Source organism: Aquimarina sp. MMG016 (genome assembly GCF_018100805.1).
GTDB lineage: Bacteria > Bacteroidota > Bacteroidia > Flavobacteriales > Flavobacteriaceae > Aquimarina.
Map to the genome: position 1 here is coordinate 23,712 of NZ_JAGJEA010000007.1, position 14,996 is coordinate 38,707.

General features: G+C 32.7%; 13 protein-coding genes and 1 other RNA gene. 8 read left to right on the forward strand and 6 right to left on the reverse strand.

The genetic code is table 11. From position 1 onward, the window contains the following. Nucleotides 1-4 precede the first annotated feature (4 nt). Complete coding sequence (locus J8M14_RS14360) at nt 5-1,693, reverse strand: M23 family metallopeptidase (protein WP_211075506.1); 1,689 nt, start codon at nt 1,691-1,693, stop codon at nt 5-7. A 253-nt stretch (nt 1,694-1,946) separates the two neighbouring features. On the opposite strand from J8M14_RS14360, the gene J8M14_RS14365 reads away from it, so the two are divergent. From J8M14_RS14365 to rny, 4 genes are all read left to right on the forward strand, one after another. Beyond that, entirely contained in the window at nt 1,947-2,165 is a 219-nt protein-coding gene (locus J8M14_RS14365) for a hypothetical protein (protein WP_348772849.1), read from the forward strand. A 7-nt stretch (nt 2,166-2,172) separates the two neighbouring features. Continuing rightward, nucleotides 2,173-2,463 (forward strand): cell division protein ZapA, encoded by a 291-nt coding sequence (locus tag J8M14_RS14370; protein WP_211075508.1) that lies wholly within the window; start codon nt 2,173-2,175, stop codon nt 2,461-2,463. A 52-nt stretch (nt 2,464-2,515) separates the two neighbouring features. Beyond that, a non-coding RNA gene (gene ssrS, locus J8M14_RS14375) (6S RNA) lies at nt 2,516-2,622 on the forward strand. A gap of 58 nt (nt 2,623-2,680) precedes the next feature. After that, nucleotides 2,681-4,249: a ribonuclease Y gene (rny, locus tag J8M14_RS14380; protein ID WP_211075509.1), complete on the forward strand. Its 1,569-nt coding sequence runs from the start codon at nt 2,681-2,683 to the stop codon at nt 4,247-4,249. Nucleotides 4,250-4,287: 38 nt separating this feature from the next. Here the strand turns inward: rny and J8M14_RS14385 are convergent, their stop codons facing one another. From J8M14_RS14385 to J8M14_RS14400, 4 genes are all read right to left on the reverse strand, one after another. After that, on the reverse strand, nt 4,288-4,674 hold the full coding sequence (locus tag J8M14_RS14385) for a hypothetical protein (protein WP_211075510.1): 387 nt from the start codon (nt 4,672-4,674) through the stop codon (nt 4,288-4,290). 125 nt (nt 4,675-4,799) lie between these two features. Then, nucleotides 4,800-5,177 carry a hypothetical protein gene (locus J8M14_RS14390; RefSeq protein WP_211075511.1) on the reverse strand — a complete coding sequence of 126 codons (378 nt, stop codon included), beginning with the start codon at nt 5,175-5,177 and terminating at the stop codon, nt 4,800-4,802. 235 nt (nt 5,178-5,412) lie between these two features. Beyond that, nucleotides 5,413-5,790 carry a hypothetical protein gene (locus J8M14_RS14395; protein ID WP_211075512.1) on the reverse strand — a complete coding sequence of 126 codons (378 nt, stop codon included), beginning with the start codon at nt 5,788-5,790 and terminating at the stop codon, nt 5,413-5,415. 142 nt (nt 5,791-5,932) lie between these two features. Further along, entirely contained in the window at nt 5,933-8,491 is a 2,559-nt protein-coding gene (locus J8M14_RS14400; protein ID WP_211075513.1) for an ATP-dependent Clp protease ATP-binding subunit, read from the reverse strand. Between the two features lie 377 nt (nt 8,492-8,868). Here J8M14_RS14400 and gyrA point away from each other — a divergent pair, with 377 nt between their 5' ends. Both gyrA and J8M14_RS14410 read left to right on the forward strand, forming a co-directional pair. After that, entirely contained in the window at nt 8,869-11,415 is a 2,547-nt protein-coding gene (gene gyrA / locus J8M14_RS14405) for a DNA gyrase subunit A (protein WP_211075514.1), read from the forward strand. Between the two features lie 22 nt (nt 11,416-11,437). Then, on the forward strand, nt 11,438-12,727 hold the full coding sequence (locus J8M14_RS14410) for a tetratricopeptide repeat protein (RefSeq protein ID WP_247672652.1): 1,290 nt from the start codon (nt 11,438-11,440) through the stop codon (nt 12,725-12,727). A 75-nt stretch (nt 12,728-12,802) separates the two neighbouring features. Here the strand turns inward: J8M14_RS14410 and J8M14_RS14415 are convergent, their stop codons facing one another. Then, nucleotides 12,803-13,210 (reverse strand): glyoxalase, encoded by a 408-nt coding sequence (locus tag J8M14_RS14415; protein ID WP_211075515.1) that lies wholly within the window; start codon nt 13,208-13,210, stop codon nt 12,803-12,805. Nucleotides 13,211-13,489: 279 nt separating this feature from the next. Between J8M14_RS14415 and J8M14_RS14420 the strand changes: the two genes are divergently transcribed. Together J8M14_RS14420 and J8M14_RS14425 are read left to right on the forward strand one after the other, a co-directional pair. Continuing rightward, nucleotides 13,490-14,380: a DUF72 domain-containing protein gene (locus J8M14_RS14420; RefSeq protein ID WP_211075516.1), complete on the forward strand. Its 891-nt coding sequence runs from the start codon at nt 13,490-13,492 to the stop codon at nt 14,378-14,380. Between the two features lie 195 nt (nt 14,381-14,575). After that, nucleotides 14,576-14,953, forward strand: coding sequence for a hypothetical protein (locus J8M14_RS14425; protein ID WP_211075517.1), 378 nt, complete (start codon nt 14,576-14,578; stop codon nt 14,951-14,953). Nucleotides 14,954-14,996: the final 43 nt, after the last annotated feature.

A 14,996-nucleotide genomic window follows, 5' to 3' on the forward strand; every position in this document is an offset into this window, starting at 1 on the left:
TGTTTTAAGGTTTTCTAAAGAATGTTGTTTCAAAAGTAGTATTATTTCCTACTTTATCTAACACGATAAGCTTAAATTTATTTTCTGAGTCTGTTATAATTTTATCTTCAAAGTCATAAACTAACATTCCCGTCTTATAATCATACTCCATTAGGATAAACTTTCCATTTATAGTAGCTCGATAAGAATCAATACCTGACTCTGAGTCATTGATTTTTACCTTTAGATGGGTGGCTTTAGATATCCATTTTTTATCCGAAAAATTTACAGGGATAACAGCTGGCTTGTTTGTATCACTAAATAAAGAATATGTACCGAAGGTTCTGGTTCTGGTAGAAAAACGGTTTCCTTTTTTGTAGGTTCTAGAATAATAAGGTTCTTTTTTGTAGTTAATCCTTCCTATATATAATTTTCTTTTATCCTCTTCACTATAATTAGATACGTCAAAAGATAGTGTAAGATTTTTATGCAGAGGAACCTCATCTTTATGAAGCTTTATAGTGTCTCCGGTCACTTCAATGTTAAGAAAAGTATCTTCATAAAGGCTTCCTTTTGGAATTAAGATATCAAATATTCCATAATTGTATATGTTGTTTTCATTGTATTTGGCCAGATTTTGAGTTGTTAAGGTTTTAGGTTTAGAAAATTCTTCTACATATTTTCCTTGGACCGGAATGGTAATAGTTGTGGTATTATCTTTAATGTCTTTGACGAAGACTTTTATGCTATAAGAAAGGCTGTCTTCTATGGTAAAAATACCATTATCAATAGTGTTTTTAAAAATGGATAAAGGGTTGTTTTTTTCCACAAAAAGTTTGGTAATTCTACTTTTATTAGTTTTGTAATATGAATAATCAATAAGTCGATTGATGTAACGTGTTTCTGAAAAAGAAAAACGATTCATTTCTACTTCAAGGTTTCTATTACTATTAATCTCTGTGAGTATTTTATAGATACCATTTTTGTTTTCGGCTAAATTTTGTCGATCTATAGTAGATATACCGACACCTATTTTTCCATAAGCTTCGATTTTCTCTGTTTTAAAATTACCATCTTCTTGTGGGATAAGTCTGAGTTTGGTTTTGGATTGACTTCCGTTTACGTGAGTGTCTTTATCTAAAGTATAAATCCAAGCACTGTTAATTGTTGGTTTTCGGGTATCCGCTACCTGCATCCCAAAAGCCATAGGGTTCATAGGTCTCGCTCTGGTATCTCTTATTTCAAAATGTAAATGAGGACCGCCACTACCTCCAGAGTTACCACTATATCCAATGATGTCTCCTTGGTTTACAGTTAAGGTCCCGGTCTTAGGAAAAAGTTCTATCTCATAAGATTCTTTGGCATATTGTCTTTTCTTAACATAGGCTTCAATTTCTGGAGAAAATTTTTGTAGATGAGCATATACCGAACTATATCCATTAGGATGTTTTATATAAATTGCTTTTCCATATCCAAAATGCGAAATTTTAATTCTGCTAACGATTCCGGAAGCGGATGCATAAACATTTAGACCTTCTTGTCCTTTAGTTTTTATATCCAGTCCAGAGTGAAAATGATTAGATCGCAATTCGCCAAAAGTTCCCGAGGCTACCAGCGGAATATCTAAGGGGTGAATAAAATAATCTTTTGGGATGCTTTTTTGGCTATATCCAAAAGTAAAACTAAACACTAAAAATATTGTAATTATTCGCATAGATCGTAAATGTAAATATTTAACACATAAAAATAAAGTGATGATTCTTTAAAAAGTAAATGCCTATAAATTAATTACTTGGTTGGTAAGTTTTTGGTAGTTTAAAATTAGTTTAAAAACTATTGGGTTTTTTCGATTGGTATGTTAACTTTGTGTAACGAAGTATTGTGTAAAATTTATAATGGGTGATTTAATTGAAATTGTTGATTCTCTTGAAAATAGGATAAGCAAGTTGCTTCACAAATATGAAAAAGTGAAACATCAAAATGCAGTTCTTAAGGAAAAGATTCAGGAATTAGAATCGAATTCAGAGCTTCAGTCTAATCAATTAAAGCATTGGGAAGAAAAATTCAGTGCGCTCAAAAATGCAAATGCAATGCTCGGCAGTGACGAATACAAAAGGGAAACCAAGCTCAAAATAAATGCTTTAATAAGGGAAATAGATATGTGCATCGCACAGCTCTCTGAATAAGTGGAATATGGCAGATAAGCTTAAAATTAAATTATCAGTTGCGGATCGTGTATATCCATTGACCATTAATCCGGATCAGGAAGAAGGTTTGCGAAAAGCAGCAAAAAAGATAGATGCCATGATAAAACAGTTTGAGCAAAGTTATGCCGTTAGAGATAAGCAAGATGTATTGGCAATGTGTGCTTTACAGTTTGCTGCACAAGTAGAACAAACGGTTATAGATAAAAATGATGATATGGTAACTGTAGCAAGCAGGCTTACTGCGTTAAGCGATTTGTTACAAGATCATATGTCATAGCGTTCTTTAAAATAAATAAGGTTACTGCCTGCACTAGTTGTTATTTTGATAAACTCAACAAGAATTAATTAAAAAGGGTGAGTTTAAGTTGTAAAAGCGCGCCGCCTTGAGCGGATTCTTGAGCAATTTGTTAGCCCTAAACCTGTTTTTACAGAGTTTATACAGAACCTTGATACTAGTGCAGGCTTTTTTTATATACAAATACTAACTAGGGATTATGGATAATAATATTATATTTTTGATTGTTGCAGCAGTGGGGGGGCTAGTGATAGGGTTTATCATAGCTAAGATTCTAGAGCGTAATAAAGCTTCAGAAATGATCAAGAATGCTAAAAAAACTTCATCGAGTATCATTAGAGATGCTAAAAGTGAAGGAGAAACTATTAAGAAGGATAAAATACTTCAGGCTAAAGAAAAGTTTATTGAACTTAAATCTGAGCACGAAAAAGTAATTTTATCTCGTGATAAGAAGATGGCAGAGGCTGAGAAAAGAACCCGAGATAAAGAATCGCAGGTTTCTAATGAGTTGTCTAAGAATAAAAAGCTGAATACAGAATTAGAAGAAAAAATTAAAGAGACTAACCATCGTCAGGAATATCTTGAAAAGAAGCAAACAGAACTTAAGAAATTACATAAAAGTCAAGTTCAGCAGTTGGAGGTAATTTCAGGTTTATCAGCAGAAGAAGCTAAAGAACAATTAGTAGAGTCTTTAAAAGAGCAGGCCAAAACTGATTCTATGGCGTTGATACAAGATACCATAGAAGAAGCTAAATTGACTGCTCAGCAAGAAGCTAAGAAAGTAATCATTAATACAATTCAGAGAATAGGAACTGAGGAAGCAGTAGAAAATTGTGTTTCAGTTTTTAATATTGAAAGCGATGATGTAAAGGGTCGAATAATTGGTAGAGAAGGAAGAAATATTAGAGCAATAGAGGCAGCTACTGGTGTTGAAATTATAGTCGACGATACTCCGGAGGCTATTATTTTATCTTGTTTTGATTCCGTTAGAAGAGAAGTTGCACGTTTGTCATTACATAAATTAGTTACAGATGGGCGAATTCACCCAGCTCGTATCGAAGAAATTGTAAAGAAAACCAGAAAACAAATTAATGAAGAAATCATAGAGGTTGGTAAACGTACTGTAATTGATTTAGGGATTCATGGATTGCATCCGGAATTGATTAAAACGGTTGGTAGGATGAAGTATCGTTCTTCTTATGGTCAGAACTTGCTTCAGCACTCCAGAGAAGTCGCTAAATTATGTGGTGTAATGGCTTCAGAATTAGGGTTAAATCCAAAATTAGCTAAAAGAGCAGGGTTACTTCATGATATCGGAAAAGTGCCAGATACTGAAACAGAAGTGCCACATGCTATCTTAGGAATGCAATGGGCAGAAAAATATGGTGAAAAGCCTGAAGTGTGTAACGCTATTGGGGCTCACCATGATGAGGTAGAAATGACTTCTTTAATTTCTCCAATTGTTCAGGTGTGTGATGCTATTAGTGGTGCTAGACCAGGTGCACGTCGTCAGGTGTTAGATTCTTATATTCAAAGATTAAAAGACCTGGAAGATATTGCATTTGGATTTAATGGGGTTAAGAAAGCTTATGCCATACAGGCAGGAAGAGAACTCCGTGTTATTGTAGAAAGTGAAAAAGTAAACGATGATAGAGCTGCAAGTCTTTCTTTTGAAATTTCTCAAAAAATACAAACCGATATGACGTATCCGGGTCAGGTAAAAGTCACTGTTATTAGAGAAACACGAGCTGTAAATATTGCTAAATAAATAGATGTTTATTAAAAATAATGAAAAGGGAGGATTTATTATTCTTCCTTTTTTTTATGTCTTGATAATAAAAAATCTTTCCAGGTTAAGGCATCTTCTATTAATGTGAAATGTTTTAAATCTTTACCATAAAAAGAACTTTCTATTTCACACAATGATTTCTGTTTTTGGTTTTTTGATACGATAGCCATTCCTATAAGGTTTTTGATTTTAGTAGTTTCGTGGTATACAGTGGGGTTTACCGAATAAGAGTTAATCCTGTGTGATATATAAATAAAATGTTTATCACCAAAGTGCTCCTCAACAAAATCTAGTAATATTTTATTGTGTTCTGGCATAACTACGAAGCCTTCAGAAATTGTATTGATGAGGTAATCATCATGGATTTCAACTTTGGCAAAACCCAAGTCATAGTGTTTATTCATTTTTATATTTAATTACTATATCTAAATACATCTATGGTTTTGAATATATAGAAAAAGTAAGATCTAAATTAGAAGATTATTAGAGGCGTTTTGTAAGCTTTTTGAACCCTATAAAAGAAGGTTTATTAAACAGTATGTTTTTTTAGTACTTTATTTTTCCATGTTAAAGCATCTTCCATTGTATCAAAATGTTGTAATGCTTTATTTGTAAATACTTTTTCGATTTTTGATTGCTTTTTTTGTCTATTGTTTGAGGATACAATTGCAAATCCTAATAAATTGGGGATCTTATTACTTTCAAAATATGTCATAGGGTCTATCGCATAAGAATTAATACGATGAGTAATATATACAAAGAATTTATTTTCGAAATGTTTTTGTGCTACAAAATTCAATTCTGAAATATGTTCAGGAACGACCGTTATTCCTTCATTTATTATAACCACTATGTAATCTTCATATATTTCTGCAGTACAGTAATCAAAATTGTATGAGGTAATCATTAAGTACTTTTTTACAATATATTATATAATTAAGGGGTTAGGTTTGTTTTTCTAATTTACAAATATTTAACATATAAAAAAAATGTTAAAAAAAGCTGTTTGTTTTGTTTAGATGTATTTAATGTAATTGGGGTAATTAATTTGTTGATAATTAAGTATTACATTTATTTTCAGGAGTATTTTTTTTGTATTTATACTTGACTACTTAAATACTAATGAATTGCGTGGTAATGATTTAATAGGTGTATCTCTTAATGATTTCATTTTTCCATTCTAATGCTGATTTAAGTGTAGAAAAGAGTTTAAATTCTTTTTTGAAGAACGATTTTTCAAGCTGTATTTGAATTTCTTGAAGAGGGTTTTTGGATATGACAGCAACTCCAACGAGGTTTGGGATTTTTGCTATTTCATGATGTACCGCAGGGTTTACCGAATACGAGTTTACTCTGTTTGAAATATAGAAAAACGGTTTGTCTTTATAATATTTTTCTACTGCGAGTGATAAAAGGTTCTTGTATTGAGGGATAACAGTTATTCCTTCAGACATAACTGTTAATACATAATCTTCGTGGATTTCGGCTTTGCAAAAACTTAGGTTAAAAGAGGTAATCATAAAGTATTATGTATGAATTAATAGATAATACTTGTATAATATACAAAACAATTGAGTCTTTTCTAATAGGTTTTCGAATTTTAACTAAAAAAGACCGCTATCTTATAGATAGCGGTCTTTTTTTTATAATATGTGGTAAAATTTAAGATTCTGTAGATTCTTCAGCTTTTTTGATATTGATAGTCAGTTCTTCGGCATCATCATCTATATCCATGTAAATACTATCTCCTTCCTGAAGCTGTGCATTGATAATTTCTTCGGCTAAAGCATCTTCAATATATTTCTGAATAGCTCTTTTTAAAGGCCTAGCACCATATTGTTTGTCAAAACCTTTTTCGGTAATGTAATCTTTAGCTTTTTCGCTTAATGATAAATCGTATCCAAGACCTTTAATACGACCATATAATTTATCTAATTCGATATCAATAATTTTATGGATATCTTCTCTTTCTAGAGCATTAAATACAACTACATCATCAACTCTATTCAAGAATTCCGGAGCAAAAGCTTTCTTTAGAGCGTTTTCTATAACACCTTTTGCGTAATCCTCTGCTTGAGTTTTTTTAGCAGATGTTCCGAATCCAACTCCTTGTCCAAAATCTTTGAGTTTGCGAGCACCAATATTAGATGTCATAATTATGATTGCATTTCTGAAATCAATTTTACGACCTAGACTATCTGTTAAATATCCATCATCTAATACCTGTAACATCATGTTAAACACATCTGGATGTGCTTTTTCAATTTCATCAAGTAGAATAACCGCATATGGTTTTCTTCTTACTTTTTCTGTAAGTTGACCACCTTCTTCATATCCTACATATCCCGGAGGTGCACCAATTAATCTTGAAACCGCAAACTTTTCCATATATTCACTCATATCAATTCTGATAAGAGTATCTTCACTGTCAAAAAGTTCTCTGGCCAGTACCTTAGCCAGCTGAGTTTTTCCAACACCAGTTTGTCCAAGAAATATAAATGACCCAATGGGTTTGTTAGGATCTTTTAATCCTGCTCTATTTCGTTGAATAGCTTTTACAACTTTACCAACAGCTTCATCCTGACCAATAACTTTACCTTTAATAAGGTTAGGTAATTCTGCTAGTTTATTACTTTCTGTTTGGGCAATACGATTAACAGGTATACCGGTCATCATTGAAACTACATCTGCTACATTTTCTTCGTCAACAATTTCTTTATGAAGTTTGGACTCTTTTTCCCATTGTTCTTGAGCAACGCTTAATTCTTTTTCAAGATTTTTTTCATCATCTCTAAGCTTTGCTGCTTCTTCATACTTTTGTTTTTTAACTACACTATTCTTAAGTTCTCTTACTTCTTCTAGTTTTTTCTCTAGGTCTAGAATCTTTTTAGGAACATCAATGTTAGTAATATGAACTCTTGAGCCAGCTTCATCTAATGCATCTATAGCCTTGTCCGGTAAGAAGCGATCGGTCATGTATCTATTAGTTAATTTTACACAAGCCTTAATAGCCTCGTCAGTGTAACTTACATTATGATGCTCTTCATATTTTTCCTTAATGTTGTTAAGAATTTCTATAGTTTCCTCAATGTTTGTAGGTTCTACTATTACTTTCTGAAAACGTCTTTCTAAGGCTCCATCTTTTTCAATGTATTGTCTATATTCATCAAGCGTGGTGGCACCAATACATTGTATTTCTCCTCTTGCTAAAGCAGGTTTGAACATGTTAGAAGCATCTAAGCTTCCTGTTGCTCCACCAGCTCCTACAATAGTATGAATTTCATCAATGAAAAGAATAATGTCATCGTTTTTTTCTAGCTCATTCATGACGGCTTTCATCCGCTCTTCAAACTGTCCTCGGTATTTTGTCCCAGCAACCAAACTTGCTAGATCTAATGTTACAACACGCTTATCAAAAAGTATTCTAGATACTTTTCTTTTCACGATTCTTAGTGCAAGGCCTTCTGCTATAGCAGATTTACCGACTCCTGGTTCTCCTATTAGAAGAGGGTTGTTTTTCTTTCTTCTACTTAGAATCTGAGAAACACGTTCTATTTCTTTTGATCTACCTACAACAGGGTCAAGTTTCCCTTCTTCAGCCATTGCGGTAAGATCTCTTCCGAAATTATCTAAAACAGGAGTTTTAGATTTCTTATTTGCCTTACTTCCTCCTGTAGGAGAATTAAAAGGATTTTCCTTTGAAGCATCTCCGCTCAAATCATCATCATCTTCAGAAAATGATTCGGCTTTTGGGCTTTCTATATATTCTTCTTCGTTAGCTATCATAAACTTAAATTGGTCCTTAACGTTATCGTAATCCACTTTTAATTTATTTAAAAGTTTAGTAGTTGGGTCGTTTTCGTTTCTTAAAATACATAATAATAAGTGAGCAGTATTTATAGAAGAGCTTTGAAACAATTTTGCTTCCAGAAATGTAGTTTTCAGGGCTCTTTCTGCTTGCCTAGTTAAATGTAAGTTCTTTTTTTCGTTAGAAGCAATTGCAACATTAGGGTTTGCGGGGCTAAGAATTTCAACTTTTCTTCTTAAGTTCGTTAGATCTATATCTAAGGCATCAAGGATACTAATTGCTTTTCCACTTCCATCTCGCAATAAACCAAGCATAAGATGCTCCGTACCGATAAAGTCATGACCTAATCTGAGAGCTTCTTCTTTACTGTAGGCAATTACATCTTTTACTCTTGGTGAAAAATTATCATCCATAAATTAGCTTCTTTCTTTTTCTTTTTAACTAAAATAGTAATTTTTGAAATTACATTTGCAAAAACTATTCCTTTTAACCATCATTAACAATAAAATAAGGTGTTTAACCCTTTTTGTCATACTTCGAACATTATATCTGACATAATTTTTGTATCATAAGGTTGTAGAGGAGATTTAAGAATACAATTGTTTTCCGAGTAAATAGACAAAAAAAGGTTTAATAATCAAAATGGAAGTCAGCAGACTTATTAACTATATCACCGCCTTAAGTTGTTAATAAATTACGTATATTACAATAGTATTTGGTTGTTAAAACCGTCTTAATTTACGTAAATTAGCGCGTTTATTAAATCAAATTTTGAATTAAATAATTGTTTATGGCTGAAGGAGAAAAGCTAATACCTATTAATATAGAAGATGAGATGAAGTCTGCGTACATCGATTATTCGATGTCAGTCATTGTGTCACGTGCCTTACCGGATGTAAGAGATGGTCTTAAGCCAGTACACAGACGTGTTCTATATGGTATGTATGAGTTAGGCGTAAGAGCTAGTAGTGCTCATAAAAAGTCTGCAAGAATTGTTGGGGAAGTTCTTGGTAAATATCACCCTCATGGTGATACTTCTGTATATGATACCATGGTGCGTATGGCTCAGGAATGGAGTCTTCGTTACATGTTGGTAGATGGTCAAGGTAACTTTGGGTCTGTAGATGGAGATAGCCCTGCAGCAATGCGTTATACAGAGGCTAGAATGCGTAAAATATCTGAGGATATGTTAGCTGATATCGATAAAGATACTGTTGATCATACCCTTAATTTTGATGATACATTACAGGAACCTACTGTCTTGCCTACTAGAGTACCTGGGTTATTGATCAATGGTGCTTCTGGTATTGCAGTTGGTATGGCGACTAATATGCCTCCTCATAATCTTAGTGAAGTAGTAGATGGTACTATAGCTTACATTAATGATAATGATATTGAAATAGATGGTTTGATGGAGCATATTAAAGCTCCTGATTTCCCTACAGGTGGTATTATTTATGGTTATGATGGTGTAAGGGAAGCTTTCAAAACCGGACGTGGTAGAATTGTGATGCGCGGTAAGGCTTCTTTTGAAGAAGTTAATGGTAGAGAGTGTATAATTGTTACGGAAATTCCTTATCAGGTGAATAAAGCAGATATGATTAAAAAGACTGCTGACCTGGTTAATGATAAAAAGATTGATGGTATTTCTACTATTAGAGATGAGTCTGATAGAAAAGGGATGCGTATTGTTTATGTTCTAAAAAGGGATGCAATCCCAAATATAGTTCTTAATCTTCTTTATAAGTATACTGCACTTCAATCTTCTTTTAGTGTTAATAATATTGCGCTTGTTAACGGAAGACCACAATTACTTAATGTAAAAGAGATGATCCATTATTTTGTGGAGCATAGACATGAAGTAGTTGTTAGACGTACTAAATTTGAACTTAAAAAAGCAGAAGAAAGAGCACACATTCTAGAAGGGCTAATCATTGCTTCTGATAATATAGATGAAGTTATTGCACTGATACGGGCATCTGCTAATGCTGATGAAGCACGTCAGAAATTAATAGAACGTTTCAAGCTTAGTGAAATTCAGGCAAAAGCAATCGTAGAGATGCGTTTGCGTCAGCTAACGGGCTTAGAGCAGGATAAATTACGTGCCGAGTATGAAGAATTGATGAAAACCATAGAAGATTTAAAAGACATTCTTGATAAAAAAGAGCGTCGTATGGATATCATCAAAGAAGAGCTTATTGAGGTTAAAGAGAAGTATGGTGATGCACGTCGTTCTCAGATAGAGTATGCTGGTGGAGATCTAAGTATAGAGGATATGATCCCTAATGAAAAAGTAGTAATTACTATTTCTCACGCTGGCTATATAAAAAGAACTCCTCTTAATGAATACAAGAAACAAAATAGAGGAGGAGTAGGGCAGAAAGCTAGTACCACACGTAATGAAGACTTTTTGGAGCATTTATTTGTAGGTACCAACCACCAATATATGTTATTCTTTACCCAAAAAGGAAAATGTTTCTGGATGAGAGTTTATGAAATTCCTGAAGGTAGCAAGTCTTCAAAAGGTAGAGCGATACAAAATCTTATCAATATAGAGAATGATGATAAGGTAAAAGCATTTATCTGTACTCAGGATCTAAAGGATGAAGAATATATAAATGATCATTATGTCATTATGGCAACCAAAAAGGGTCAGGTCAAAAAGACTTCTTTGGAGCAGTATTCTAGACCTAGAACCAATGGTATTAATGCAATTACTATCAAAGATGGTGATGAATTGCTCGAAGCTAAATTAACCGACGGAAAGAGTCAGGTTATGTTGGCAGTTAAATCTGGTAAGGCAATTCGTTTCGAAGAAGAAAAAACAAGACCAATGGGTCGGGGGGCATCTGGTGTTAGAGGTATCCGCTTAGCAGATGATAATGACGAAGTTATTGGTATGGTTGCTGTAAATGATATGGAAAGTAATATCTTAGTGGTTTCGGAGAATGGTTTTGGAAAACGTTCTAAACTAGAAGATTATAGAATTACTAATCGAGGAGGTAAAGGTGTAAAAACCATTTCAGTTACTAGTAAAACTGGAAACCTTGTTGCCATTAAAAATGTAACTGATGCTGATGATCTAATGATTATTAATAAATCTGGTGTGGCAATTAGATTGTCAGTAGAGGACTTAAGAGTTATGGGGCGTGCAACACAAGGTGTACGACTTATTAATCTTAAAGGAAAAGACGCTATTGCGGCAGTTGCCAAAGTAATGCATGATGAAGATGATGTAGAAGGCGATCTGGAAAATGAAGAAAACATGAATGATTCTGTGACAGACGCTGACAATGCGTCAGATGGCACGGTTGTTGATAAAGACACGAATGAATAAATTAAATCCCATAAATACTCAAATGATGAAGACTAAAATGATCATAGCATTATTCCTTGCGGTTAGTGCTATCGGATTTTCTCAAGATGCTCAAAAAGATGCTAAGAAGGCATTAAAAGCTGCCTCTAAGGCTTTAAAATCAGGTGATCTTGCTGTTGCAGGAGATGCTTTAAAAGCTGCAGAAGGACAATTAGAAGCATCTGATAAAAAGATGAAAGCGCAATATTATTACCTGAAAGGACAAGTGGTGTCAGCTTCTTCTGATAAGTCTCTAGAAAAACTAGAAGTTGCAGCTACTTCTTATGCAAAAGCAATAGAAATTGGCGGTGGAAGTTCTAAATATACTCCGGATGCTACTCAAAAACTACAAGTACTTCGTCAGTCTCTTGTAGAAAATGCAATAGCTGATCAAAATGCTCAGAATTATAAAGGAGCTTCTGAAAAATTATATTTAGGTTACAAAACTAACAAACAGGATACTGTATATCTTTATTATGCAGCAGGTAATGCTGTAAATGGTAAGGATTATGATACTGCACTTAAGTATTATAATGAATTAATGGATATTAACTTTACTGGTGTCGAGGAGCAATATTTTGCTACTAACAAAGAAAATGGAGAAGTTGAGAAATTTGATTCAAAGCAGTTAAGAGACCTTTCCATTAAGGCAAAAACTCATATCAAACCCGAAACTAAAAATTCTGAATCTAAAAAAGCGGAAGTGGCAAAAAATATTGCCTTGATCTATATTACCCAAGGTAAGGATGAAGAAGCGATGAAAGCTATGGAAGCTGCTAAGAAAGAAAATCCTAATGATTCTTCTTTATTGCAATCAGAAGCAGATATGTTCTACAAACTTGGCAATATTGCTAAGTATAAAGAAATTATGGAACAGATTGTTGCTAACGATCCTGAAAACCCAGATTTATTATATAATTTAGGTGTAAGTGCATCACGTCTTGGAGATAATGATCAAGCTATTGGTTATTACAAAAAAGCTTTAGAGCTTAAGCCGGACTATGCATCTGCACAAATCAATATAGCTGCTATTATTCTAAGTGGTGAAACTGCACTTAACGAAGAAATGAATAGCCTAGGTACGTCAAATGCTGATTATAAGAGATTTGATGAGTTGAAAAAACAAAAGCAGGAATTGTATAAACAAGCTGTTCCTTATCTAGAAGGAGCGTTAAAAACTACTCCGGATAATGTAGAGGCAGTTCGTACACTAATGCAGATTTTTTATCAGTTAGATGACCCTAAAGCTGATGAAATGAAAAGTAAACTAAAAGCTTTAGAAGGAGGTAACTAAAGACCTTTCCTAATAAATATATAAGAAAACCGGAAACATCTATTGTTTCCGGTTTTTTATTGTTTTGTGATGAATTTAAAAAGCTAATTCTCTTTGTAGCAGTTGTATGTTACTTTGAAGTCTCTCCTTAACAATATTCATCATTCTTTTGTTTAGATCAGAAGAATTTATGATATAAATCGAATATTCTTCTACGGTAAATTGACCAATGATCATTCCTTTTAAGCTATTTCTAAACTTCATATCTTTTTGGATAGCATTCTCAATAAAAAACATTTGTTTTTCCAGAGTAAGGTCGTAAAAAGTGTTTTTTCTTTTTTTGATGTAATTTCTAAACACTTCAATTAGTAAATCATTTTGTAATTTCACAATTGGCCTGATGGTTTTATTCTGAAACTGTTCATCAGAAGACATGTTTTCAGAAACCCGGGCACTTAAAATCTGTGGACGTAATGCCAATAAACTTGATTCCCTGTTTTCCATAATAAAGAGTGTTTACTAAAATTACTTAATTGTTTGATCCAAAATTTATAACCTCCATATAGTTTTTAACTATTTATGAACAAGAAAGTTCATTGTGTCTATGTATATATTTCATTCTATTTTATCTAAAGTACTATTCTTTTGTTATTATATTATTAAGGTAAGTATATATCATATTATTAAGATAAAGGAGATTTGTAATCTTTACTGATGGATTATAGCCTGGTCTTCGTTTTGTTTACCTTATAATATATTATATTTATGTAAACATTATCGTATATGAAATTTGGCAAAGTAGACCATCCTGAATTAGTAGATTTTGTATTACCTATTGATCACCCCGATACGGAACAAGTTTTGAAAAAAACTAATACAAAGAATTTTTCGGTATATGTAGGTTGTGCTAAATGGAATAAGCAAGATCTTAAAGGTTTTTATCCTAGAGGCACCAAAGATGAATTAGAGTATTATTCAAGACAGTTCAATAGTATAGAACTCAATGCAACTTTTTACAGAATTTTTTCGGAAGATCAATTTAAAAAATGGTATGATAAAACGCCAGATGGTTTTAAGTTTTTCCCTAAACTGGTGCAAAATATTTCACACCTTAAAAGGTTAAATGATGATGTGCAACCTTATGTGGATGAATATTTATCTAATGTTATTCATTTAAAAGAAAAACTGGGGACTATTTTTTTACAGATGCACAGCAATTTTGCACCAAAGAATTTTGATAGAGTCATTAAATTTGTAGAACATTGGCCAAAGGAGATCAGATTGGCAATTGAGTTCAGGCATACAGATTGGTTTAATGATGAAACGGTGGCTAATGAACTTTATGATTTATTAGAGTATAATAGAGTTGCTAATATCATTACAGATTCAGCCGGAAGAAGAGACTTATTACATATGCGGTTAACCAATGATGAGGCTTTTGTACGATATGTTGGTGCCAATCATGAATCTGATTATTCTAGATTAGATGATTGGGTAAAAAGGTTAGGAGAGTGGAAAAAACACGGAATCAATCATATTCATTTTTTTGTACATCAAAACATTGAGAAAGAATCTCCATTACTTTCAAAATATTTTATTGAAAAATTGAATAAAGAGCTGAATATATCGCTTACTCTTCCTAACCATGGGTATAGTGGTCTGGAGCTTTTTTAAATCGAGATAAAAGATTATTGAAGTAGAATTAGTGATTTAAATGTTAAAAAAACAATTTTATTTGGTTTTTTAACGATGTTTTATGTATCTTGTCGATGTTTTTAAAATACAACCTTATAAAAGCTTTATGAGCTTAATAAGAAAAGGTTTCTTTGAGAAACTAAAATTAAAAGCATAACCATAATCCCCTAGAATATGACTAAACTTCTACACTACACCTCACTACTTTTAATGTTTTTTGGATCTACTGTGTTATATTCGCAGAGTAACTCTGTGTCTGATGAAAATAACACTTCCTATTCTTTAGATTTACATATTGATCACAAAGAACATCATGTTTCTCACAAGAAAGTTTTTTCTTACAATTTTTTTAATGTAACAAACACCCACTTTCTACTTCATGATGACCAGGAACACGCTCATAAACTAACTGAGATGGATATCATTTCATCTGATGAAGGATTTGATTTTAATTGTTCTGGTGGTTTTTGTATGAATAAATCTCATTATCATAAAAGAGGATTAACACCAAAGAAGCAACTTTTTGGATATTTTATGAGTATCGCTTGCTAAGAATCTTACGTTTTATTTGATTATGTATGAATGTATTCAGTTA

What these genes read in the sequence shown, in the direction of transcription:
- J8M14_RS14360 (WP_211075506.1), bottom strand. Translation starts at nt 1,693, where the DNA reads ATGCGAATAATTACAATATTTTTAGTGTTTAGTTTTACTTTTGGATAT.
- gyrA (WP_211075514.1), top strand. Translation starts at nt 8,869, where the DNA reads ATGGCTGAAGGAGAAAAGCTAATACCTATTAATATAGAAGATGAGATG.
- J8M14_RS14370 (WP_211075508.1), top strand. Translation starts at nt 2,173, where the DNA reads ATGGCAGATAAGCTTAAAATTAAATTATCAGTTGCGGATCGTGTATAT.
- J8M14_RS14410 (WP_247672652.1), top strand. Translation starts at nt 11,438, where the DNA reads ATGATGAAGACTAAAATGATCATAGCATTATTCCTTGCGGTTAGTGCT.
- J8M14_RS14390 (WP_211075511.1), bottom strand. Translation starts at nt 5,177, where the DNA reads ATGATTACCTCATACAATTTTGATTACTGTACTGCAGAAATATATGAA.
- J8M14_RS14420 (WP_211075516.1), top strand. Translation starts at nt 13,490, where the DNA reads ATGAAATTTGGCAAAGTAGACCATCCTGAATTAGTAGATTTTGTATTA.
- J8M14_RS14415 (WP_211075515.1), bottom strand. Translation starts at nt 13,210, where the DNA reads ATGGAAAACAGGGAATCAAGTTTATTGGCATTACGTCCACAGATTTTA.
- J8M14_RS14385 (WP_211075510.1), bottom strand. Translation starts at nt 4,674, where the DNA reads ATGAATAAACACTATGACTTGGGTTTTGCCAAAGTTGAAATCCATGAT.
- J8M14_RS14425 (WP_211075517.1), top strand. Translation starts at nt 14,576, where the DNA reads ATGACTAAACTTCTACACTACACCTCACTACTTTTAATGTTTTTTGGA.
- J8M14_RS14395 (WP_211075512.1), bottom strand. Translation starts at nt 5,790, where the DNA reads ATGATTACCTCTTTTAACCTAAGTTTTTGCAAAGCCGAAATCCACGAA.
- J8M14_RS14400 (WP_211075513.1), bottom strand. Translation starts at nt 8,491, where the DNA reads ATGGATGATAATTTTTCACCAAGAGTAAAAGATGTAATTGCCTACAGT.
- rny (WP_211075509.1), top strand. Translation starts at nt 2,681, where the DNA reads ATGGATAATAATATTATATTTTTGATTGTTGCAGCAGTGGGGGGGCTA.